The organism is Paraburkholderia sartisoli, from assembly GCF_900107685.1.
GTDB classification, from domain to species: Bacteria; Pseudomonadota; Gammaproteobacteria; order Burkholderiales; family Burkholderiaceae; genus Paraburkholderia; species Paraburkholderia sartisoli.
On sequence record NZ_FNRQ01000002.1, the window covers coordinates 665,463 to 688,462 of the forward strand.

The following is a 23,000-nucleotide window of genomic DNA, read 5'->3' on the forward strand; positions in this document are numbered from 1 at the left end:
TAAGCAACTTCATCCATTGCTGAAACGTTGCATTAGGACATACCATTGATTCCATTCTGGAATTGATGCGGGTGAGCCTTTTGGATAGAGTGAACGCGATTCGTCTGTTTGTACGTCTTGTCGAATGCGGGAGTTTTTCCGCCGTCGGGCGCGAGGAAGGGATCGGACAACCAGCAGTCAGCAAACAGATCAGTGCGCTCGAACGGCATCTTGGCGCACAACTTGTTTTGCGGACCTCGCGCCAGGTCGTGATTACCGAAGTCGGACAAACGTTCTACGAGTCGGCCAGGCAGCTGGTGGACGACTTCGACGCGCTCGAATCGTCCGTAGGCGATCGCCAACAGTCGCCACGAGGCGTGGTCAGGGTCAATACCGCACCGGCTCACGGTCGACTCTGCATTACCCCGCTACTTCCCGACTTTTTTCGACAGTATCCCGACGTCGCGATCGAATTGTCGGTATCGGAGCGGCAGGTAGACCTGGTTGGCGACGGCGTTGACCTGGCGATCCGTCATGGGCGACTCGTAGACTCCTCGTTGACTGCCAGAAAGCTGTCAGAAACAGATTTCGTGCTCGTGGCGAGCCCCGCCTATCTGGCCGCGAAGGGTGTGCCGATCCAGCTTCCGGACCTCGATCAGCACACCTGCATCGTCTTTGCGAAAGGCCATGAGTCCTCCCCCTGGTCACTCAAGGTCGGGCAGGAGGCCGTCTCTTATGTTCCGCACGGCTCGCTGCTAACCGGTGACGCCGAGCACATTCGCGCGGCTGTGCTTAGCGGCCTTGGTATTGCTCAGGCGCCATTCTGGCTATTGGCGGACGAGATCCGGTCCGGCCAGGTCCGGGTGCTACTGCCAGCGTTGCAGCCCGAGCGCGTGCCCATCCATCTTGTTTATCCGGCTGGCCGTCGAGTACAGATGAGGGTAAGGATGTTCATCGAATATCTTGTGTCAGCATTCGCGAGTCCCGAGCTTTGACACACTGCTGATCCGCTGCGGCTAAAAGGCGGTCGACAGCCAGAATTGTTGGCAATCCACGCGCCGATTTGAGTGTCTCAAAGTGGCCGATTGTGTTGAAAAAGTCTTGTTTTGGCTCGAAGCGCTGGAGTCAGCAGCACGTTTTCGAGTTGTGGGGATCGGCGAAGCGGCAAACTTGAACGAGGCAACGATCCCCGTTGCCCGTCATGCGACTGCCTGGTTCATCTGCTTGCTTCCTGGCACAAGCCGCTTGGCCATTCTTCGCAGATTTTGCGCAGTTGCTGCCATCAGAAACTCATCATGGGCACCGCTTGGACCGCGCAATCGCAGGCGGTCCAGTTTCAGGATGCGGTTGAGATGGGCGAAGAGCATTTCCACCTTCTTTCGCTCACGGCAAGATTGGTTGTATTCCGGTGTCTTCGCAATACGTCTCGTTTTGTCACGCGCAGCTTCATGGATGCTTCGAGCAATCTTGCGGAATGGTGTATTCGGGCAGCAGCGATCCTTCATCGAACAGCTCTCACAGTCAAACTGGCTGGCCCGATAGATTATCGTGCCAGCCTTCGTGACTCGCGAGCGCGGATTTCTGAACTTGCGCCGATCACTGCATAGTGCGTGCCCGGTGGGGCAGCGATCTTCATTGGCCAGTTCATCCCATTTGAACTCGCTGCTGGACAATGTATTGTCCTTGCGTGCGGTTTTATCCCAGACCGGAACATGTGGTGCAATTTCCTTCTCTTCGATCATCCAGGCAAGCATCGCCGCTGAGCCATACGCGGTGTCGCCTGCAAGACGTCGAGGTTTGAGATCATGTCGCCGCTCAACGCGGTCAATCATCGTCCTGGTTGATTCCACTTCGTGCGTCCGGTTCGCGGGCGTCGCCTCGACGTCCACGATGATCCCTGCCTGCAGGCCAATAAGATAATTAGTCGAGTAGGCGAAGAACGGCAAGCCGCCCTTTGCGGCTGTCCAGCTCGCGGTGGAATCCGTCAGAGATACCCTCTTTGGAGGCGTCGATGTCTCTACCTTCTCTGCCACTTCGGTGCTTGCCGGATTGGCTTCTTCCAATGCTTCCAGATACTCCCGCACTGCACGGCTTTGGCCGTTGACGCAACCCCAGTCGATGGGCTCAGAACCCGGAACACCGCGTACGGAGCTCGCATCGGCTCTGATGATGCTCGCGTCAATCGCGAATCCTTCACCCTTTACGAGCCCTTCGGACATAAATCGACCCACTACCGACTCGAACACATGGCGTAGCACATCGCTATCGCGGAAGCGACCGTGGCGGTTCTTGGAGAATGTCGAGTGTTCGGGTACGGCGTCCTCCAGGCCCAGGCGGCAGAACCATCGATACGCCAGATTCAGATGCACCTCTTCGCATAGCCTGCGCTCTGACCGAATGCCGAAACAGTAGCCGACGATCAACATGCGGATCATGAGCTCCGGATCAATCGATGGCCGTCCCATCGGACTGTAGTACGGCGCGAGGTGCTGACGCAGATCTCGCAGGTCAAGGAAGCGACCGATGCCTCTCAACAGGTGCGTTTACGGGACGTGGTTGTCGAGATTGAACGAATAGAAGAGCTTGTCCTGTCCGCAATCCAGTCGAATGAAATGAACGCGTCCTACCCAGACGACGGGACCAGGAGACGTGCCTGCTTGCAGGCCAACAGCGTCAATGTGTTCAGGTGGAAAATCCACGAATATGCCGGCAACCGGAGGAATCCGAAATGACCTGTACGACTGTGGGCGTGGATATCGCCAAGAACGTGTTTCAGGTGCATTACATCGACGAAGAGACAGGCGAGATCGTGAACAAGCCGATCAGGCGCGCAAAATTCATGGAGCACTTCGTGAACCGTGCCCCGTGCCTGATCGGGATGGAGGCGTGTAGTGGAGCGCACCACTGGGCGAGACAGCTTACGAAGATGGGCCATCAGGTAAAGCTGATGCCTGCGGCGTTCGTGAAGGCGTTCAATATCCGCAACAAGAATGACGCAGCCGATGCGCGAGCGATCTGGCTGGCGGTGCAGCAGCCCAGCAAGCCGATCGCAGTGAAAACCGAAGTACAGCAGGCAATGCTGGCACTGCACCGGACGCGGGAGCAGCTGGTGAAGTTTCGCACGATGCAAATCAACAGTCTGCGGGGACTGCTGACAGAATATGGCGAGGTAATGGGTAGAGGCCGGGCCGCATTGGACAAGGCGATACCGGATGTGCTGGCAAGGGTTGCCGAGCGTCTTCCGGCAACGTTAATCGATACGCTGCGCGAGCAGTGGACAGGGCTCGCGAAACTGGACCAGCAGATTGGCGCCATCGAGCGGCGGATGCGCATGGGGGTCAAGGAAGACCGGGCTGTGAGAGCGATCAGCGATATCCCCGGTGTCGGAATGCTTACGGCGACGGCCGCAGTTTCCATGATTGGCGATGCGAAGGTCTTCCGGTCGGGGCGCGAGTTCGCTGCGTGGGCCGGGCTCGGGCCGAAACAGACGGGCTCGGGCGGTAAGACGAACCTGCACGGAATCAGCAAGAGGGGCGACACGTATCTGCGCACGCTGCTGATCCACGGCGCGCGCTCGGGACTGACGCACTCGAAGGAACCGAGCCAGTGGCTCGAGCAGATCAGCAAGCGCCGGCCGCCGAACGTGGTGATCGTGGCGCTAGCCAACAAGATGGCGCGAACGATCTGGGCAGTGCTGGCCCACGATCGACCGTACCAGAGGGGCTATATGAGTTTGAAACCGGCACCAACGGTTGCACTCGGGAAGGAATCAACTTTTAGATAGGCTGTTACCTTAAACGGTTGCGCAGGAAATCGTATGTGATGACAAGCCAGGTAGGACCGGGATTCGCTAAGCCTGAATGATAGGTCGAGCATCAAGCTCGTCAGTTGAATGAGGTGCGAGTCAGCGGATTTCATAGGGGCCCGCAGCGGTACTACCAGCTGCAACAAGGCCGGATATAGATCTGCAAGCCAGTCTGTCTGCCACAGCACACGATAACTTGCTCAAACGGGACGCGTTCATATAGACCCATCATGACGAATCACTCCCGTCGATCGATGTCTTCCAGGATACCGAACAATCCGCACGTCGGCAGACTTTTTCAACACAATCTGATGGTTAGCGGCCACTCACGCCTGCGATCCGCAGATTCGGACGTAACTTGGACCGCTGAGCGTTGCCGTGTCGTTGTCGCCACACCAACGTGACAGCGCCAAGGATAAACACGGAAATGCCGAAGCCGCAGTCGGTGGATCGGCAAACAGTTTTTAATTTACCGTCCGATGCGATGCCGGCAGAAAGAGAGATCGACGGCTGATTTCCCTACAGTTTTGGCATACCCGTGCCGTTATGCACTGAGGGTACGTTTACATATCCGGAAATAATCGAAAAGAAGGCAAATACGGACTGCTCACCGCAGCAGCGTCCAGAGCTTAATAATAACTTACAGGCGTAGCCCCGCATTGTGAACACTCAGAAACTGAAGCTCAAGACAAAGACGATGACCCTTGCCGTCACCGGAGCCCTGGCGGTCATGGCGCAGGCGGCAACGGCCCAGGTGGTCATCAACACCCCCACCACCGGCCGCTACTCGTGGTCCACCGGTGACCTTACTGTTACGTCAACTGGAAGCATTTCTGGTTATGGGACCGGCGTCAACGCCGGTAGTAACGTCGGCACTTTGACCAACAGCGGCATTATCAGCGGTGGTAGCAGCGCAGGTATCCACAGCTTCGGCACAATCGGTGCGCTCATCAACAACGGCACCATCAGCGGTGGTTATAACGCGGCCATCTTCAACGAGGGCAGGATCGGCACCCTGACCAACAGCGGCCTCCTTACCTCCCACTACGCTGGCATCTTCAACTACACGGGTACCATCGCCGTGCTGGACAATACCGTTGGAGGCACCCTCAGCAATGCTACCTTCGGCATCAACAACCACACAGTGATCGACACGCTGACCAACGGCGGTCTCATCAACGCTAGTGGCGATGGCATCAACAGCATCGGCACAATCGGCACGCTGACCAACAGCGGCACCATCACCGCTGGTGGCAACGGTATCTGGAGCGCAGGCACAATCGGCACGCTGACCAACAGCGGCCTCATCACAGGCGGTCCGTACGGTATCAATAACAGTGGTGGTGTAATCACTGCACTGAATAACAGCGGCACCATTGCCGGCGCCAACGATGCTATCTACAGTGGCGCCGCCAGCTCGCTTGGCGCAATCGCCAATTCGGGAGTGATTGCCGGCAATATCGCGAACCTTTCGAGCCATGACCTGAGCATCAGCGGCGGCACGGGCACGATCTTCGGCTCGCTGACGGGTTACGGTGGCGGCAACACCATCGGAACCATCACCAACACCCTCTCCAACGTCGCCTTCGTTTCCGGCAACCTGCTCCTGAACGACCACATCAACGTTGGCAGCAATGCGGTGAACAACAACGGGACGGCGGTGCTGCAAGTCAACCGGCCGGTCACGATCACGGGCAACTACAACCAGACGGGCGGTACACTGCAGGTCGGCGTAGCAGGAACCAGTACGGGCCAGTATGGCGAACTGGTAGTGACGGGCAACACGACGATGACCTCGGGCGCGGTGAGTGTGGTGCCGAACGGGTATCCATTAGCCGCCGGACAACGTTTCGTGGTCGTCGATACGGCGGGTACGGCGAACTACGGTTCGGGTCTGATCTATTCAGCCGGCGGCTTGATCGCGAGTGGCTCCAGCACGATCACCTCGGGCCACACCGATCTAGTGGTGACGCTGAGCGCCCCCACACCGACACCGACACCAACACCAACACCGACGCCGACACCGACACCAACTCCGGTGCCAAGCCCCGCAGTTGTTGCGACCGCACCCAATGCCATCGCTTCGGTCAGGGGGCTGCTGAGCTACACCGGCATCAGCAGCCCTGGCTTGCTGAACCTGTACAACGCTGCGCTGGGCTCCCTGAGCCAGGGCTCGGCCGCCACCGCCAACCGGATCGGCAAGCAGTTGGCTCCGACCCAGACGGGTTCGGCGTCGACCGCCCCGACCTTCGACGCGCTGAACGTGGTGGGCGCGCACGTCGACTCCCTGCGCGTCGCACAGGCGGGAGCCGAAACGGGTGTGGCAACCGGCGAAGGCCCGGCTCAATGGGGCGTGTGGGGTCAGGCATTCGGCGGCCATGCAAGTCAGGACGAGCACGATAATGTGGACGGCTATAGCGCCAACTACGCCGGCTTGCTGCTCGGCGCGGACCGGGCGATCAACGACCGGTGGCGTGCCGGTGCCGTGTTCAGCTACAGCAATACGGCGATCAACAACACCGGCGACACCGCCGGCGACACCACCCGCGTGAACAGCTACGGCCTGATCGGCTACGCGAGCTTTGCAGGCAGTCCGTGGTACGTGAACCTCTCTGCCGCAGTGTCCCAGCAGCAGTACGGCACGACCCGCGTGGTGAACTTGCAGGGTTTCTCGAGCGCAGCTGACGGCCACTATAGCGGTCAGCAGTACGTGGCGAGAGCTGAGGCAGGGTATCCGCTGGCGCTGGGCAACGCCACGCTTACGCCGCTGGCGAGCCTCACTTATAGCTACCAGAACCAGGGCAGCTACACGGAGAGCGGAGGCAACGGCGCGGCGCTGTCGGTTGGTTCAACCCATGCCAGCTCGGTGAAGAGCAGCCTTGGGGCGAAGCTGGAGCAGGGCTTCTCGACCAGTTACGGTGCGATCGTGCCGCAACTGCAGGCTCAGTGGATTCATGAATACGACCACACGAGGCAAACGACGGGGGCGGGCTTCGCGGGCGACGCGACGGGGCAGACGGCGTTCACGACGGTCGGCGCGACGCCGGTGCAGGATCTCGCGGACATCTCGCTGGGCGTCACGCTGCTGCGCGCGAACAACCTGAGTCTGTCGGTACGCTACGAGCTGCAGGCAGCATCAGGCTTCATCTCACAGACGGGGACTCTGCGCCTGCGCCAGTTGTTCTGATCCACTGAAGCTTGCCTTGCTGTAGAAGGGCCATCCGGCTGTCTGCGCGCTTTTGTCCGCGCAGGACAATGCGTGCGGCCGGCCCGATGAAAGATGAAGTAGCTGTTTCCTGCGCGTAGTAGCATTCAGGCTCTTGTCCTTTCAGCAGTTTGCAGCCCTCTCCCATGTCGACCCCACCCAGCAGCCAGGAAACCCTGAGCATTCCCGAGGCGCTTAGCCGCGCTCATGCCCACTGGGACGCCGGTCAGGCCGATCAGGCCGAACAGTTCTGCCAGCGCGTGCTGGCCGTGTGGCCCGGTCAGGCCGATGCACTGCATCTGCTCGGCCTCATGGCCCATGCATACGGCAATCTGGACCTCTCGATTTCCCACCTGCGCCAGGCCTGCATGGCACCGCGCGCGCCGGCCATCTACTCCAGCAACCTCGCTGAAATGTTTCGCCAGAAGGGGCTGCTCGCCGAGGGCGAGGAAGCGGCCCGGCGGGCTGTGGCGATGGACCCGGCGCTGGTGTCCGGCTGGAACAACCTGGGCATCTTGCTGCAGGAGGCGGGCAAGTTCGCGGAAAGTCTCGAGTGCCTGGAACGCGTGATCGCGCTACAGCCCGACTGGGCCGAGGCGCACAACAATCTCGCGAATACGTCGCGGCGCCTCGGACGCATGGACCGTGCCGAACAACATTACCGCCAGGCGCTGGGCCTGAATCCCGCCTATGCCGAGGCGCACAGCAATCTGGCATTCCTGCTCTCCACGCAGGGCCGCTATGACGAGGCGGCTGTCGCTGCACAGCGTGCCATCGAGCTCAGCCCGCGCCTGGTTGACGCTTATCTGAACCTGGTGGAGGTGGAAATCTCCCGGCATCGTCATGACGCTGCGTTGCGCACGCTCGACATGCTTGGCGCTTTTGCCCCCCAGCATCCGGCCACGCTGGTGGCACGCGCGAAGGTGCTCAAACAGATCGAGCGCCTCGACGAGGCGCTCGCCTTCGCCCGCCAGGCCGTGGCGATTGCGCCGAAGAGCGCGGAAGCACACAACACGCTCGGGGTCGTGCTCCAGGCCCTCGGGCAGACCGATGAGGCCCTCGATCAGTTCGAACAGGCGGCCCGGCTGCCCGGCGCCGTGACCGAGGACGCGCTGGTCGGACGCGCCACGCTGCTGATGGAGGCGGGTCGCAAGGATGAGGCACTGATCGCCTTCGAGCGGGCGCTGGAAGCCTTTCCCGGCTCGGTGCAGGCGCTGGCCGGCCGCGCCGATTCTCGTACCTTCACGCCTGCAGACCCCGACATCGCAGCATTAGAAGCGTGCCTCGCCGATGGCGAACGCCGCTCGTTGACTGACCGGATGTCAGCCCATTTCGCGCTTGGCAAGGCCTACCTCGACATCCAAGACCCCGCGCGGGCTTTCCACCACCTCGACGCGGGCAACCGCCAGAAGCGCGCGACCTTCACCTACGACGGTGCCGCGAGCGGACAGTGGATGGAACGTATCGCCGAAGTCTTCACGCCTGAGTTGTATGCCCGGCTGCATGGCGCGGGCGAACCGTCGGAGCTGCCGGTGTTCATCGTCGGCATGCCGCGATCGGGCACCACGCTGATCGAGCAGATCGTGTCGTCGCACCCGCAGGTCACGGGAGCCGGTGAACTGTCGGCCATGCGCCTCGTGATTGAGGGCAGCAGCCTGTTCCCGGACCGGGTGCCGGGAATGGCGGTCAAAGACTTCACCCGCCTGGGACAGGGATACCTGTCGCGTGTCACGCCGCTTGCCGAAGGGCGGGCGCGCCTTGTCGACAAGATGCCGGGCAATTTCCTGTATGCGGGGCTGATCCCGCTGATCCTGCCGGGCGCGCGCATCATCCACGCCCGGCGCGACCCGGTAGATACCTGCCTGTCCTGCTATACCAAGCTCTTTGGCGGCGAGCAGCAGTTCACCTACAACCAGAGCGAACTGGGCGAGTTCTACCGCCACTACGAACGCCTGATGGCGCATTGGCGCGAGGTGTTGGCGCCCGGATGCTTTATCGAGGTCGATTACGAGGCCGTAGTGGACAACCTCGAGGGTGAGGCACGGCGTCTCGTGGACTTCCTGGGACTTCCCTGGGACAACGCCTGCCTGAATTTTCACGACAATCGGCGGGTGGTTCGCACGGCGAGCTTCAACCAGGTGCGCCAGCCGATCTACAAGACCTCGAAAGGCCGCTGGCAGGCTTACGCAGGCTATCTCGGGCCGCTGCTCGCGGCACTCGGGATCGACGCTCCATGACGTCCGGCATCGGGCCCGATGTCCCCGCCATTGAGCGAGCGGCTCGTCCGCTGCTTGCGGCCGGCCGCTTCGAGGAAGCCGAAGCGATGCTGAATCCCTATCTCGCCTCGGGTAGCGGGCCGCTCGCGCTGTGGAAGCTGCTGGCGTCGGCGATCCGTCCGCAGGGACGCATCGCGCAAACACGGGCCATTCAGGAGATGCTGGTGGCGCACGCACCTGGCGATTTTGCGGCGCGGTTCGATCTCTCGGAAACATTGCTCCTGATGGGCGAGTTTGAGCGCGGCTGGCGAGAATATCACTACCGGTACAGCCTCTCGCATACGACTGTCATCGAGCGTAAGGTGCAGCGCCCCCGCTGGGCCGGTCAGCCGATCCCGGGCAAGACCCTCCTGATTCACGACGAGCAGGGCTTTGGCGACACCTTCCAGTTCATGCGCATGGTGCCGTGGGCCAAACAGCGCAGTGGCGCGCAGGTAGTCCTTCAGGTCAATGAGCAAACGCTGTCGCTGGCCCAGCGTAACAGGAGCAGCGAGGATTTCGACGAGATCGTGGTGCGCGGCAGCCTGCCACCCGCATTCGATATGCATTGCGAAATGATGAGCCTGCCCATGGCGATGGGGCTGAAGCTGGCCGACCTGCCCGGACGGGTGCCGTATCTCGGCGCCGATCCACAGCGACTGGAAAAATGGCGGCAGCGCCTCGCCGGGTTGCCGCGTCCACTGGTCGCGCTGGTGTGGGCGGGGCGCCCTACCCATTTCAACGATGCAAACCGCTCGCTGGCACTGGCCCAGCTCGCGCCGCTGGCACGCCCTGGTATCACGTTCCTGTCGATCCAGAAAGGACCCGCCGAGGCCGAAGCCGCCAATCCGCCACGGGGTATGTCGCTCGTATCGCTGAGCGACGAGATCCAGGATTTCGAGGATACAGCCGCGATCCTCAGCATCGCCGACCTGCTGATCTCGGTGGATTCGTCGCCGGTTCACCTCGCCGGCGCGCTGGGGCGTCCGGTCTGGGTCATGCTGCCGTTTGTGCCGGACTGGCGTTGGCTGCTGGAGCGTACCGACACACCGTGGTATCCGGGCATGCGCCTGTTCCGCCAGCCGGTTCGCGGAGACTGGGGCAGCGTGATGGCGGCTATGGCGGCGGAACTTGACCGCTTCGCCGCATGAGATGGCCATGCGCATCCTGAACCCGGTATCGATGCAGCGAGGGCGGTTCATTGTCGCGCTGCTCGGCATGGTGTCGATCAGTGGGGTGACGGGCTGCGCGAACATGAACCGCAATGCCCACGCCGATTCGCTGGCCGGACCGGCGGGCCTGAAGCGCGAACTGGTCAACACCGATAGCTTCGTGCTGACCGCTTTCTCGCGGATCTCCCGGCCCGGCGCACCGCTGGACCTCTATATCGAAGGCGACGGCCTTGCGTGGATTTCACGCAGCGAGCCGTCACTGGACCCGACGCCGCGCGAGGCGTCGGGTCTCGCGCTCGCGGCGACGGATCCCGCTGCTAACGTCGTGTATCTGGCGCGTCCGTGCCAGTTCACACCGATGGCGATGAATCCGCGCTGCGGCGTCCCCTACTGGACCGGCAAACGCTTCGCACCCGAGGTTGTGGCATCGATGAACGAGGCAGTGAACCAGTTCGCCGCCCGGGTGCCGGGGCAGCGCATCAACCTTGTGGGGTATTCGGGTGGGGGAGCACTGGCCGTGCTGATCGCGGCACACCGCGCCGACGTCGCGTCGATCCGCACGGTCGCCGGCAATCTCGACGATGAGTTCGTCAATCGGCTGCATCAGGTTTCGTCGATGCCACAATCGGAGAACGCGATTGATTTCGCGAGCCGCGTCGCCGCGATTCCCCAGATTCACTTCAGCGGCGCCAACGATACCGTGGTGCCCCCGTCCGTCGCGCAGCGTTTTGTCAATGCGGCCGGCGTCCGATGCGCACGCGCATTGACGATCCCCGATCTCGCCCACGACAGCGACTGGAGTGGTCGCTGGCCGGGGCTACAGGCGATCGTGCCAGCATGCTCGCCCACAATCCCAGGACAGTAGATGAATCACTGTCCCTGTACTTTATGGCTGACAGGCCTGAGCGCAGCAGGCAAGACCACCCTCGCGGATGCGCTGGCTCATGCGTTCGCGGCAAGGGGCGTGGCATGCGAGGTGCTTGACGGCGATATCGTGCGGCAGAAACTCAGCCGCGATCTTGGGTTTTCCCGGCGGGACCGTAGCGAGAACATCCGTCGCGTGGCGCAGTTGTGCCAACAGCTGAACGATACCGGGATCGTCGCGATTGCCGCACTGATCTCCCCCTATCGTGCTGATCGTGCGATGGCACGGCGCATCATTAAAAAGAACCGGTTCATCGAGGTGTATCTGGCAACGCCCCTTCGGGTGTGCGAAGCACGCGACCCGAAGGGGCTCTACAAGCGGGCGCGCGCCGGTGAAATTGCCAACTTTACCGGCATTGGCGACGCTTACGAAGCGCCACGGAGCCCGGAGCTGTCGTTCGATACCAGTTGGCAGCCGCTGAGCGACTGCGTGGCCGCGACACTGCGCATCCTTGAAATGCGCGACGCGCCTGTGCAGGACCGTGATTGACAGTAGGACGGACATTTAGCAGCCTGCGATGGATGCAAGGGCAGATTGCCAACGCCACGTGTCTCTTCCCCGCTCGGGACCGGACGGTCGTGGATTTCGGGCGATTGGCTCAAACTGGCCAGACAGCGCCCGACTGCCATCCGGTAAGTTTGCAGTTCAAACCTCAGTCTGTTTGGCCATCTCAAGCGCATCGTCTACCTCGATGCCGAGGTATCGAACTGTGCTTTCAAGTTTGGAATGGCCAAGTAACAGCTGTACTGCCCGCAGTTTCTTTGTGCGCCGATAGATCAGCGATGCCTTAGTCCGACGCATTGTGTGGGTTCCGTACGCCGTGTCGTCGAGGCCAATCGAGGCGATCCAGCGATGCACGAGGCGTGCGTATTGGCGCGTTGAAAGGTGTGGCGATCCGTGAATCCGGCTCGGAAACAGAAAGTCCGCCTGCGACAGTCCGGCGGTCCTGATCCACGCTTCTACGCTATCCCGAGTCTGCTCGGTGATCTCGAACTGGACCGGACGCTGCGTTTTCTGCTGCATGACCGTCGCTCGTGACGCAACATGTTGGCCGTGGCAAATATCACGCGCTCGCAGTTTGGTCAGATCGCATGCTCTCATGCTTGCTGTCGATGGCTAGGTTAAAAATCGCGAGATCACGTGTTCGCGCCGAAAGTTGCAGGCGAATCCGGATGGCCCAGATTTCCTTCAGTTTCAGTGGTGGCTTCTGGCCTGTGAACTTGCCCTTGTTCCATGGCACACGAGCCGGGGTGTTGACCGTAGTCGCTTCCATGACACACTCCCCTTTCAAGTGAAGGGAGTGCAAGTCTGCGCCGGCGACCGGTGGGCGCTGTCCTACCCACAACGGACTTTCAGATTTCCCCGTAGCGGACATTCGGCACGATGATCCACAGCGATCTTTCTCGCGGTCGCCATGTTTCGGGGAAACGCAATCTGTCGCACGAAGTAATCAGCTTCGAAAGTAACAATCTCAATGGCACCGCCAAGCGTTAGTCGAGAAATCGGCTAACCTCAAACTGATCCAGGTCAACATGCATTTTTCCTCCGTCGATCAATGCGGCGATTTCCTGTCCAAACACCGGCGCGAATTTGAATCCGCGTCCCGACAAACCCGCGGTAACAATCAGCCCATCGACTCGCGGATCAACTCCCACGATCGGGTTCCCATCGGGGGTATCGTCAAAAAATGACACCCTGCTACCAACCGGCGACGCACCCGAGAGTCGGGGAAATCGCTGCGCGGCGCGTTCGCAATATCGCTGACTCACATCGCCGTCCATCTGGGGACGAAGTGTGTCAGGATCGACCGGTCCACTGTCGTCCGGAGCGAGGGAGCCGATCATATAAACGCCAGGGCTATCCGGACGCAGATAGAAACCGCGTTCCCTTTGATTGGCTGAAACGGAGCTTCGAAAAGGCGCAGAGACGCCATGCGCGGCGCGAACGCGGCGCATGCCAGCTTGCTGTTGGTACGAGAAACGACGTCGACTACGCAGTCCTGCGGGTGTAACGGGTAGCCAGTACCGAGGCGAGACTCCATAGAAGCGCTGCCAGCAGTGACAGGCCGATGGCCAGATAGACCGCGACGCGAACCCCGCTGTCGAGTGGCTGGATCGCGCTCATCAGCGCCCCGAAGATCGCAACCCCGAATGCGGAACCCGTTTGCCGGCTTGCATTGAGCACGCCTGCCGCGACACCGGCGCGCGCCTTGTCCACCGCGGCCATCAACGCGGCGGTCGCCGCTGGCGTAATCACGCCGGCACCGAAACCGACGGCCGGAAAACAGAGTGCGATCCGCCAATACGGCGCATTGTCGGCCAGTGCAAGCAGCCCGGCGAAACCCAGCGCATACAGCAGGAAGCCGCCGCACACGAGCTTGTGTGCGCCATACGCTCTGTTCAACGCACCGGAAGCGAAGCTGCCGATGGTCACTGTCACCGTCAAGGGCAGAAACGCGAGGCCGGTCTGCAACGGCGGCCAGCCGCGCGCGGACTGAAAATAGAGGCTCAGCAGAAAGAACAATCCGTAGAACACCAGGCCCGAGATCATCGACGCAAACGCCGATGCGGAAAATACCGGGCTCCGAAAGAAGCTCAGGGGCAGCATGGGTTTTCGGCGCCTGGCTTCGACCAGCACGAACGCAACCCATGCCGCGATGGCGGCCATGGCACCGGCGCGGATGGCGGCCGTGTGCCACCCCAGCTTCGTCCCTTCGATCAGGACCGCCACCGACGCCCCAAGCGCAACAATGGCAAGCACTTGCCCGGCCAGGTCCAACGGCCGGTCAGACGCGGCCGGGCGCGCGGATTCGATGCGCGTGGTGAGCCAGGCGCCGACTAGCGCAATCGGCACGTTCACCAGAAAAATACTTCGCCAGCCCAACAGATGGATCAGCAAACCGCCGGCAAGCGGCCCTGCCGCCATCGCGACGCCGCCGCATCCGGCCCACACGCCGATCGCACTGGCTCGCTGCTTCGCAACCGGGAAAGCACTATTGATGAGTGTCAGCGAACACGGCACCAGCAATGCCGCACCGACTCCTTGTAAAATCCGTGCCGCGATAAGAATCTGCAAATCCGGCGCGAATCCGCATAATGTCGACGCGCAGGCGAAAATCAGCAATCCGGCCAGATAGACCGATTTCGCGCCTATCCGGTCACCCAATGCGCCGCCGCTCAGCAACAGACTCGCAAATGTCAGCGTATAGGCATTGACCACCCATTGCAGACCGGTGATATCAGACCCCAGACTCGCAGCGACAGGCTCCAATGCGACATTGACAATAGATGTATCCAATATGACGATGACGTAGCTGAGACTCGTCGCCGTTAATACCCGCTTTTGACTTTCATTTTCATGATTCACGAGTCCAAGCCCCATTTATCAGTTCTCTGTTGACTATAAACCGGTGTGAACTGAGAATGCTTCGGAGCGTATCGAAGTGTGTATTTCAGGATTTTCGTTAGCTAAAACGCATTAATTCCGGAATCCGAAAAATGAGCCAGCACAATATTTCAACCGTTGCGCATCTGATCGCCGAGCCGGTTCGCGCCGTGATTCTGATTACGCTAGCCAACGGCAACGCCTTGTCAGCGAGCGCACTTGCCGAAGCGGCGGGCGTGACTGCGCAGACCGCGAGTTCGCACCTTGCCAAGCTGCTCGACGGCGGCCTGCTGACCGTCGAAAGCAGGGGGCGCCATCGTTATTTCCAGCTCGCCGGCGCACACATTTCGCACGCGCTCGAAAGCCTTGCGTCGATCGGCCCGGTCACGCCGGCCTGGCGGAACACGCCGAATCGCGCGGCCCGCGAGCTGCGCTTCGCGCGCTGCTGCTACGACCACCTCGCGGGTCAGATCGGCGTCGCCGTCACTCAAAGCATGCTCGGGCGAGGCTTCATCATCGAGGCCGGCGATCGCCAGTACGCAATCACCGCGTGCGGCAGCGCATGGCTGCAGCAACTCGGCGTCGACGCTGGCGCCCAGACCATGGAATCCACCGGGCATGCGCGACAATGCCTCGACTGGACCGAGCGGCAGCACCACATTGCCGGACCGTTGGGCGCCCGGCTAATGAACGCTTTTCTTGCATGGGATTGGATGCGCAAGTCGCCGGTCACGCGCTCGGTTACCATCACGGCTAAGGGGTGGGAGGCGCTGGAAAAACACTTCGGCATCGTCGTGCGTGATATCGGTGAAGCACCCGCCATGCAGCCCAAAACTGGCCATCGAGCAGACGAGCAACCCGCGTTCGCATGACACCACTGCAGCGTGGCCGATGCGCGGCTATGCAACTCGCGCGCGCGCCGCGGCGGCGCTTTGTATCTCGGTGCTTTGTATCTCGGCGATTCGGCGCTCCAGATCTTCGCCGGTGGAACGCCATGCGGGAACGCCATCGATCAGACGCTTGTGCCAGGCCATCAGATTAGGATAGGCGTCGAACGGCGCGCGCGTGCGCTGAATGTGACTAAACGGCGCGGCCAAATCGATATCGGCCAGCGTCAATGTGTGTCCGACCACGAACAGTCTGTCGCGCAGATGAACGTCAAGCACCGCTGCATAGCGATGAATAGACTTTAGCGCATCGCCGACCAGCGCAGCGTCTTCCGCATGTCCCTGAATCGGTTTGATGAAGCGCTCTTCAATCAGCATGGAGGGGCCACGACGAAAATGCTCGGCGGCCCAAAACATCCATTTGAGGGTTTCGAAACGGGCCGGACCAGCGGGCCACAGGCTGGAGCCAGCCTTCTCGGCTAGATAAATCATGATAGCCGAGGCCTCGAACAGCACCACATCGCCGTCGACGAAAGTCGGAATCGTCCCGTTAGGATTCAGCGCGAGGTACGTCGGCGTGCGATTTTCTCCGGCGAAAAGATTGACGAAGATGAATTCCACGTCGAACTGCACGTGCCGTGCTGTGGTCAGAACGCGCCGCGTATTGCTCGATCCCCGGTCGCCATAAAGCCTCATGCTGGCCCCCCTGAAAACGTTGTGTGCGCCAGCTCGAGCCGGCAGTTGGTGAGTCATGCGGCAGGATGCTTTAGCTTGAACGCCACGCACCCGTTATTTCGCTAGCTTGACGGACCGACTGGTAAACCGCATTGACCATCGGTGCCGCCAGGTAGGAGGCGATGCCCGCAGTCCAGATACGTTCGGGCTCGCTCGCTTCGGGCAGCCAGACGCGAAGGTCCTGCGATACGCGTGGCGCCGTGACAGGCAACAGAGGGTCCCCCGTCAACTCGAGCGAATCGTATGTCGCATGGAAACGCTGTTTCTGAAAACCCGTCGCGCAGATCACGGCGTCGAAGCTGTCAAGTGTGCCGCTGCTCCACTGGACGCGCCAAAGCTCATCCCGACGCAAGCGCTCGGGCACGGCCGGCATCACCTGCAATCGGCCCTCGTTCATGTAACTCAGAAGCTTCTCTGCGGTTTCGAGCGGCAATGCAAACAGATACCGACCGACCGCGGTGGCGCAGTTGGCGAGCGCCAGGGTTCGCGCCCCGGGCGTGCCAGCGCGCAACAACTGCTCGGCAAGGTCCATGTAGCGCACCAGGAGGTTCTGCCAGTCGGTCGCGCCACGCCGGGCCAAACCGGCTTCTCGTGCGAGCCGTTCCGGCGCATAGGTGGAACGGTCGATCTGGGTGCGCAACGGCCGTCCGGCGACCGCCTCGGCCGACCGTGCAACCTGTCGCAGCAGACGGCGGTAAAGCAATGGGCTCGATAAATCGAGCCGCGCAAATGCTGCTTCGTCGATCGCGACGGGACATTGTCGCGGCGTTGCGGTGCGTACAGCGGGTAACCGGCCCGATGGCGACGCCATCACCACGGAATGCCCCGCCCCGCACGCGAGCAGTGCCGCGTCGACCGCCGACAGCCGGCTGCCCACGACCAGAACGCGGGACGGCGTCGCCAGGTACTCAATCACGCGCCGCTCCGGGTACAGACATTCGAAGAGTGCCGGCGCGCCGGTATGCGATCGCAGCGCGTCCGGCAGGAACGGTGCACCGCTACCAGTGCAGATCAGGACTTCGCTCGCTTCGAGCGAAGTGCCGTCGTCGAGCAACACGCGATACCCGCCCGTGGGCTGCTTCTCGATCGTACGCGCCGTCGCCCGCAAATGACGATGCCCGACACCGACGTCGCGCGCCAGCATCCGATAGTGCGCATAGCGGTCGGCAAGGTAGCGTGAAACGTGAAAGCGCGGAACAAATGCGTCAGGCGAAACGGTGATTGCCTGCGCGCGAAGGTAGCGCAGAAAATCGTCTGGATCGTCGGCGAGCAAGGACATCGTCTCGACGGACGTATTACACAGCAGCGCGGGATCGGTCGTGGCAAACGCGATCCCATTGCCGATACCGCGCGGATCGACGATATCGATGCGCGATACGCTCCGGTTGCTGACTGCGCTGACAAAGGCCGCGATTCCCGCTACGCCCCCTCCTACGATGACCACCTTGCGCTTGCCAGTCGCATTGACCATGGCCTTCCTTTTACCCGAACGGATAATTACCTCAGTGCATCGGCGGGCAGCGCATTTACACCCGCGCTGAATGCGCTCAGATTGCGCTCGCGTTGCTGCGTGCGAGCGCAGGCGTCAACAGCCGCACGCCGTACCACCCCCAATAGACGCGATGGCATTGAATCAGGCCGTGTCCAATCTCCATCATCTCCATGAGATCGACCTGCTCGCCTTTCGGTACCTGGCGTGGGTACTCCCACGTCAATTGCTGACCATTTGCGAAAAACACACCGGTTCGATACCACTGTGCAAGGTCGCTGGGGAATTTGCGAAGACTGTCTTCGAAGAATGTCTTGATCGCGATGCGTCCACGGATCAGGCCCGACTGACGTTCTGGATAGACGACCAGCGCTAGCGGTGTTTCGAGGAGGGCGTCTTTTGCATAGAGCGCGGCAGTGCCGGCCAGATCCTTCTTGCGCACTGTGTCGTGCCAAGCCTCATAAATGTGGGAGATGGAGGGATCGATAGTCTGGTTCATGGCACATCCGCGCTCAAATATATCAGGGCGCCACACAATGTTATTCGCTGCACGCCGACGCCAACTATAAAGGCACCCCGTCGGCCAATGTTTCGATGCGTATCGAAGTGTGCTGGAACCGAGTGAGAGCGAATTTTGGTTTCTGGCAAGAATTGCGGGAACGCCGTTCACAGGCGATGTTCCTGGTCCACGTATCACAATGGTCCACCAAGGGCGCTGTACGATGATATGGAGGTAAGTTGGACTGGACTAGACTGGACGGCCAGAAAAGCTGGGAGGGGATTGACGAAGAGTTGTCTTTGACAGCGACGATAACTTCATTGGGTAAAGTAACATTGGTCGTAAGAACGGGCGCTGATGATGGCGATTACACCGCTGGCAGCGGTGCTAAGACTCGAAGCGGGTCGTCACGCTCGCATCGCGGACGACATTCGCTCCTTGTTCTCGACTTGACCGCCTGGATGCCCGTGCCAATACGTTTCGGCGCGACGAGCGATCGGCAGGCTTTCTGCTGCGTACAAGTTAGAGGCTGCGGGGCAATCGTTGACGATCCAGGCCAATCGGCTGAACGGCCGATATGGCCGGACAGCGCACTTGGGTCAACGATCTCCCCACTCCGGCGGTTGCCGGAAGCACGAATAGGAGCGCAGCTCAGATTGCAGATGGCCGTTTCGCCTGCTCCGTGGGCACTACCACTCCGACCCATCCGGCGAACGCTGCACCGGGCTCCGGTTCAAGCGGTCGGCCACTCCGGCAAAACGGTCGGAGGGGCTCTCTGTGCAAAGCGCATGTCCTTAATCCATCGGTCGAGTGTTCGAGTCACTCACGCCCCACCAATGAAGTCAATAAAGATTCAACGGGCTAAAGGGGCCTTCTCCCCGGTCAGCGGGTGCAACAGCGTCGCCCCTAGCTCCCGCGATAAGTCGCACGCCAGCGAAGGAGCGCTGCGTCAGCAGACGTCTAAACGTCACTCCCTCTCGAAAACAGTCTGCATTAGTCTGCGGTTGACGACGACCTGCCTCAAACCCCAGGGTACCCGTCAGCGATCGGCACGGCTTGATGCTATAATTGATGCTTAAATGCATCAAGCAAGGAGCCGCCCGCCATGAGAACCACTGTTACGATCGACGACGCGCTCTATCTGGAGGCGCTGGAGCTCGCCGACCCTGGCACGGACAAGACCGACCTCTTCCGGACGGCGATACAGACGTTCGTCCGCGTCCAGGCAGCCAAGCGCCTCGCCGCGCTCGGCGGTACCGTCCCCGAAATGGCGGATGTCCCACGGCGTCGACCCGAGGCAAACAGACGGTGAACGTGCTTATCGATACCTCGGTGTGGGTCGACCATTTTCGCCGACGCAACGAGCCCCTCGTTCATCTGATCACCACCGATCAGGCACTTATCCATCCACTTGTGCTTGTTGAACTCGCGTGTGGGACCCCGCCGGCGCCGCGGGCACGCGCCCTCCACGATATCGGTCTGTTGCGCCATGCACAGCAGGCGACATGGAACGAGGTCATGCAGTTCATCGAAACCGAGCAACTGTATGGCCAGGGTTGCGGCGGAGTCGACCTGACCTTGCTGGCCTCGACGTTGATGACCCCTGGCGCTCAGATCTGGACGCTGGACAACCGGCTCGCCACGCTGGCGCGCCGACTCGGCGTTGACTACCCGCGCGACGCACATTGAATACTCACCCAACCCCCTTCGCACCATCCTGACAACGCGCCTGTCGACGCCGTCTTTTTGCGCCGGAAAGTGCCATAGCAGGCTGTTGAATTTGGATCCCGTGTAAACGGGGTTTGAGGGACGGGCGTTATGGATATCGTGTTCATGATCTTTGGCAGCGGATACGATGCGCGGAATGGATGAGATGCAGGAGCCCCTGTTCACGACAGTCAAGCAGGAAGACTTCGTCCCGACAGATCACCCGCTGCGACCGATCCGGTTGCTGGTGAATGATGCGTTGAAACGGCTCAACGGGCTGTTTAGCATCATCTACGCGGACACCAGCCGGACCTCTTGTGCCCGAGAAGCTGATGCAGGTGTTCTACTCGGTGCGCAGCGAGCGCATGCTGGTGGAGCAGATGCGCTACAACCTGCTGTTCCACTGGTTCGTCGGGCTGGCGATTGAGGACGCCGTGTGGGACCACTTGGTGTTCTCGAAGAACCGCGACCGGTTGCTGGAGCATAAAGTCGTGGAAGCGTTCTTCATCGAAGTCATGAGCCCGGCGGACAGGCGGGGCTTGCTGTCGAGAGACCATTTCCCGGTGGACGACACGCTGATTCAGGCATGGGCCAGTCACAAGAGCTTCCGCCGCAAGGACGGCCCGGACAATGGCCTGCCGGCCGGCGGTGGCCGCAACGCCGACACTGACTGGAAAGGCGAGCGACGTAGCAATGCCACGCACGAGTCGACTACTGATCCGGAGGCACGATTGTTCAAGAAGAGCCGCAAGAGCCCGGCCATCCTGTGCTATCACGGGCACATCCTGATGGAGAACCGCTCGGGGCCGGTGGTCGATGCCGTGGTCAGTCACGCAGATGGTTTCGCCGAGCGGGCCAACGCGTTGCGATTGCTCGATTGCGTGCCAGGCGCTCATGCGAAGACAGTCAGTGCCGACAAGGCCTATGACACCCGCGACTTCGTGAACGATTGCCGCGCTCGCAACGTGACACCGCATGTCGCGCGCAACGGTGATCGCCAAGGTGGTAGCGCGATCGACGGTCGCACTTCGCGGCATGCGGGCTACAGGATCAGCCAGATCATCCGCAAACGTATCGAAGAGCATTTCGGCTGGGGCAAAACGGTCGGCCGGATACGTCAAACCGTCTATCGCGGCATCCAGCGCGTCGACCAGCACTTCAAGCTGGCGATGGTTGCGAGCAATCTGACCCGCATGGCGCGAATGCCAGGGGTAGTGCCGCAAGGAGCGACGCGATGAGCCGCCACGGCGTGAAGACTTCACGGCACAAGGGCTGCATGCGTGCGCATGCCCCGCGCAGATCGTGCGGCGAACCGGCAACTCAGCGGGAAATCGCACGCGCAAGCCTCCTGAACACAGCTTTGGTCGTCATGACGGGCGCTTTTCAACAGCCTGCTAGAGCCCGTCGACTACACCTGGCTTATTGCAAACGACTGCGCATATCGTCGAGCAACTTGCCGACATCCGCAGGCGAGGCCGCCGTGCCGAAAACGTAATGATCCGGCCTGACCAGCGCGGCCACACAGTCGTTCGCTTTCATCCAGCGGGCTACGACGCCGTCAACTTCTTGCAAACCACGATCGAGTTGCACGATCGTCACCCCCTCAACGACGGGCGAATCTTCCAGAGCTGTCGCTACCAGTCGCCAGCCACTACCAGCCACGTCGTCGAGTCGTACGCGTTTGCTGTCCCCCCGGATGACCCACGGCTGCGGAAATAAAGTGCCTCGTGCGGTACCTGGCTGATCCGAGAGCAACCCGCGATCCAGGCCGGGCAGCACGGCCTGGCGCGGTTGGTCCTTGACGGTCCCGGCTTGCTCGGCCAGCAATTGTGCGTCGCGAGCTCGAGCGCGCGTCGGATCACGCTCGCAGATAACCGCGCCGATCTGCTTGATGCGCGTGGTCAGTTCGCGGACGTGCTCCTTGCGTTCCTCCCCGTAACTGTCGAGCAGACGCTCGACCGCCAGCCCCGTCACTTCGCCGTTCAGGACGGCGGCCAGTTTCCAGCTCAAGTTCGCAACGTCGCGCAGCCCCTGGCACATACCCTGTCCGAGAAACGGGGGCTGCTGATGGGCCGCATCCCCAGCGATGAAAATGCGACCATTACGCCAGCGGTTGGCCACCAACGCGTGGAAGCGATAGCTCGCCTGCCGCCAAAGTTCTCCATCCTCCGGGCCGATCCAGCGAGAAAGTAGCTCCCACGTGCGTGCTGGTGTGGCGGCTTCAATCGGATCTTCGTCGTCATGCAACGAAATCTCCCACCGCCGGTGATTTCCCGGACCGATGACGAATGTGCATGGACGATTCGGGTCGCAATACTGAACGCTTGTGGCTGGTAGCTTCCCGAGTCCCTTCTCGTTGACGACGACGTCAACCACGAGCCAAGGCTCGTCAAATTCGAGATCTTCAAGCTGGATACCCGCAAATTCCCGTACGGCACTCCTCGCACCATCACAGCCAATGACATAGCGCGCGGCGACTTCCGATTTGCTACCGTCTTCGAGCTTGATATGAAGTACGGCGTATGCATCATCCTGCGCGACATTCACTACTTCGACACCGAGGTTCACGTGTGCGTTTGGCATGCTGAGCACGTGCCGACGCAGCACCGCCTCAATGGCCGGTTGCGTAAACACATTCGATGGTGTGTAACCGAGTGGATAAGGTGGCTCCACCATGGCCAACCGCTTGATCAGTTGCCCATCGACACCGTAATACTCCGAGGGCGTGAACGGCTCAACGTATGGCAATACCTCGTCAATCACGCCCAGTTGCTGGAAAACACGCAAGATTTCGTGATCCAGAGCAATCGCACGCGGCTTGTCGTAGATATCGTGGGCCTGATCTCCCACCCAAACCTTGAGCCCGTGCTGCGCTAGCAATGCCGCGGCAACGGCACCCGACGGGCCGAAGCCGACAATGGCGACGTCATACATCTCCGGTTGCAGCGACACCTCCAT

General features: G+C 61.1%; 16 protein-coding genes and 3 pseudogenes. 11 read left to right on the forward strand and 8 right to left on the reverse strand.

Going from position 1 to position 23,000, the window contains the following annotated elements; translation table 11 throughout:
• The first annotated feature begins 71 nt into the window (after positions 1–71).
• On the forward strand, positions 72–974 hold the full coding sequence (locus tag BLV45_RS10300; protein ID WP_245753180.1) for a LysR family transcriptional regulator: 903 nt from the start codon (positions 72–74) through the stop codon (positions 972–974).
• 204 nt (positions 975–1,178) lie between these two features.
• Here the strand turns inward: BLV45_RS10300 and BLV45_RS10305 are convergent.
• Positions 1,179–2,588, reverse strand: a pseudogene (locus BLV45_RS10305) (transposase).
• A gap of 119 nt (positions 2,589–2,707) precedes the next feature.
• Here BLV45_RS10305 and BLV45_RS10310 point away from each other — a divergent pair.
• From BLV45_RS10310 to cysC, 6 genes are all read left to right on the forward strand, one after another.
• Positions 2,708–3,763: an IS110 family RNA-guided transposase gene (locus tag BLV45_RS10310; RefSeq protein WP_090532392.1), complete on the forward strand. Its 1,056-nt coding sequence runs from the start codon at positions 2,708–2,710 to the stop codon at positions 3,761–3,763.
• Between the two features lie 718 nt (positions 3,764–4,481).
• Positions 4,482–6,971 (forward strand): autotransporter outer membrane beta-barrel domain-containing protein, encoded by a 2,490-nt coding sequence (locus BLV45_RS10315; RefSeq protein WP_090532881.1) that lies wholly within the window; start codon positions 4,482–4,484, stop codon positions 6,969–6,971.
• A gap of 164 nt (positions 6,972–7,135) precedes the next feature.
• A complete protein-coding gene (locus BLV45_RS10320; RefSeq protein ID WP_090532395.1) occupies positions 7,136–9,226 on the forward strand; it encodes a tetratricopeptide repeat-containing sulfotransferase family protein in 2,091 nt (696 codons plus the stop codon).
• Positions 9,223–10,395, forward strand: a complete 1,173-nt coding sequence (locus BLV45_RS10325; protein WP_090532396.1) for a glycosyltransferase family 9 protein — start codon at positions 9,223–9,225, stop codon at positions 10,393–10,395. The genes BLV45_RS10320 and BLV45_RS10325 overlap by 4 nt, the downstream gene beginning before the upstream one ends.
• A 13-nt stretch (positions 10,396–10,408) precedes the next feature.
• Positions 10,409–11,281, forward strand: coding sequence for an alpha/beta hydrolase family protein (locus tag BLV45_RS10330; RefSeq protein ID WP_090532883.1), 873 nt, complete (start codon positions 10,409–10,411; stop codon positions 11,279–11,281).
• Positions 11,282–11,830, forward strand: coding sequence for an adenylyl-sulfate kinase (gene cysC / locus BLV45_RS10335; protein WP_090532398.1), 549 nt, complete (start codon positions 11,282–11,284; stop codon positions 11,828–11,830).
• A 156-nt stretch (positions 11,831–11,986) separates the two neighbouring features.
• Here cysC and BLV45_RS10340 read toward each other — a convergent pair.
• From BLV45_RS10340 to BLV45_RS10350, 3 genes and pseudogenes are all read right to left on the reverse strand, one after another.
• Positions 11,987–12,614: pseudogene (locus BLV45_RS10340) on the reverse strand (tyrosine-type recombinase/integrase).
• A gap of 217 nt (positions 12,615–12,831) precedes the next feature.
• On the reverse strand, positions 12,832–13,296 hold the full coding sequence (locus BLV45_RS10345) for an NAD(P)/FAD-dependent oxidoreductase (RefSeq protein WP_245753181.1): 465 nt from the start codon (positions 13,294–13,296) through the stop codon (positions 12,832–12,834).
• A 34-nt stretch (positions 13,297–13,330) separates the two neighbouring features.
• The gene (locus BLV45_RS10350; protein ID WP_090532400.1) at positions 13,331–14,722 is read right to left on the reverse strand and encodes an MFS transporter; all 1,392 of its coding nucleotides are present in this window, start codon (positions 14,720–14,722) and stop codon (positions 13,331–13,333) included.
• 116 nt (positions 14,723–14,838) lie between these two features.
• Between BLV45_RS10350 and BLV45_RS10355 the strand changes: the two genes are divergently transcribed.
• Positions 14,839–15,597 (forward strand): ArsR/SmtB family transcription factor, encoded by a 759-nt coding sequence (locus tag BLV45_RS10355; RefSeq protein ID WP_090532402.1) that lies wholly within the window; start codon positions 14,839–14,841, stop codon positions 15,595–15,597.
• Between the two features lie 27 nt (positions 15,598–15,624).
• Here the strand turns inward: BLV45_RS10355 and BLV45_RS10360 are convergent, their stop codons facing one another.
• From BLV45_RS10360 to BLV45_RS10370, 3 genes are all read right to left on the reverse strand, one after another.
• Positions 15,625–16,365 (reverse strand): glutathione S-transferase family protein, encoded by a 741-nt coding sequence (locus BLV45_RS10360; RefSeq protein ID WP_218133539.1) that lies wholly within the window; start codon positions 16,363–16,365, stop codon positions 15,625–15,627.
• 13 nt (positions 16,366–16,378) lie between these two features.
• A complete protein-coding gene (locus BLV45_RS10365; protein ID WP_090532408.1) occupies positions 16,379–17,818 on the reverse strand; it encodes an FAD/NAD(P)-binding protein in 1,440 nt (479 codons plus the stop codon).
• A 76-nt stretch (positions 17,819–17,894) separates the two neighbouring features.
• On the reverse strand, positions 17,895–18,335 hold the full coding sequence (locus tag BLV45_RS10370; protein WP_090532411.1) for a nuclear transport factor 2 family protein: 441 nt from the start codon (positions 18,333–18,335) through the stop codon (positions 17,895–17,897).
• A gap of 1,105 nt (positions 18,336–19,440) precedes the next feature.
• Between BLV45_RS10370 and BLV45_RS10375 the strand changes: the two genes are divergently transcribed.
• The 3 genes and pseudogenes from BLV45_RS10375 (at position 19,441) to BLV45_RS10385 (ending at position 21,280) form a co-directional block, all read left to right on the forward strand.
• Positions 19,441–19,647, forward strand: a complete 207-nt coding sequence (locus BLV45_RS10375; RefSeq protein WP_090532413.1) for a type II toxin-antitoxin system VapB family antitoxin — start codon at positions 19,441–19,443, stop codon at positions 19,645–19,647.
• Positions 19,644–20,024: a type II toxin-antitoxin system VapC family toxin gene (locus BLV45_RS10380; protein WP_090532415.1), complete on the forward strand. Its 381-nt coding sequence runs from the start codon at positions 19,644–19,646 to the stop codon at positions 20,022–20,024. The genes BLV45_RS10375 and BLV45_RS10380 overlap by 4 nt, the downstream gene beginning before the upstream one ends.
• Before the next feature lie 166 nt (positions 20,025–20,190).
• A pseudogene (locus tag BLV45_RS10385) lies at positions 20,191–21,280 on the forward strand (IS5 family transposase).
• Positions 21,281–21,461: 181 nt separating this feature from the next.
• Here the strand turns inward: BLV45_RS10385 and mhpA are convergent.
• Positions 21,462–23,000 (reverse strand): bifunctional 3-(3-hydroxy-phenyl)propionate/3-hydroxycinnamic acid hydroxylase MhpA, encoded by a 1,539-nt coding sequence (gene mhpA / locus BLV45_RS10395; protein WP_245753183.1) that lies wholly within the window; start codon positions 22,998–23,000, stop codon positions 21,462–21,464.

Bases quoted from the DNA above. Each gene is read 5' to 3' on its own strand.
- BLV45_RS10310 (WP_090532392.1), top strand. From the start codon at position 2,708: ATGACCTGTACGACTGTGGGCGTGGATATCGCCAAGAACGTGTTTCAG.
- BLV45_RS10315 (WP_090532881.1), top strand. From the start codon at position 4,482: ATGACCCTTGCCGTCACCGGAGCCCTGGCGGTCATGGCGCAGGCGGCA.
- BLV45_RS10320 (WP_090532395.1), top strand. From the start codon at position 7,136: ATGTCGACCCCACCCAGCAGCCAGGAAACCCTGAGCATTCCCGAGGCG.
- BLV45_RS10325 (WP_090532396.1), top strand. From the start codon at position 9,223: ATGACGTCCGGCATCGGGCCCGATGTCCCCGCCATTGAGCGAGCGGCT.
- cysC (WP_090532398.1), top strand. From the start codon at position 11,282: ATGAATCACTGTCCCTGTACTTTATGGCTGACAGGCCTGAGCGCAGCA.
- BLV45_RS10345 (WP_245753181.1), bottom strand. From the start codon at position 13,296: ATGCGCCGCGTTCGCGCCGCGCATGGCGTCTCTGCGCCTTTTCGAAGC.
- BLV45_RS10350 (WP_090532400.1), bottom strand. From the start codon at position 14,722: ATGGGGCTTGGACTCGTGAATCATGAAAATGAAAGTCAAAAGCGGGTA.
- BLV45_RS10355 (WP_090532402.1), top strand. From the start codon at position 14,839: ATGAGCCAGCACAATATTTCAACCGTTGCGCATCTGATCGCCGAGCCG.
- BLV45_RS10360 (WP_218133539.1), bottom strand. From the start codon at position 16,365: ATGACTCACCAACTGCCGGCTCGAGCTGGCGCACACAACGTTTTCAGG.
- BLV45_RS10365 (WP_090532408.1), bottom strand. From the start codon at position 17,818: ATGGTCAATGCGACTGGCAAGCGCAAGGTGGTCATCGTAGGAGGGGGC.
- BLV45_RS10370 (WP_090532411.1), bottom strand. From the start codon at position 18,335: ATGAACCAGACTATCGATCCCTCCATCTCCCACATTTATGAGGCTTGG.
- BLV45_RS10375 (WP_090532413.1), top strand. From the start codon at position 19,441: ATGAGAACCACTGTTACGATCGACGACGCGCTCTATCTGGAGGCGCTG.
- mhpA (WP_245753183.1), bottom strand. From the start codon at position 23,000: ATGGAGGTGTCGCTGCAACCGGAGATGTATGACGTCGCCATTGTCGGC.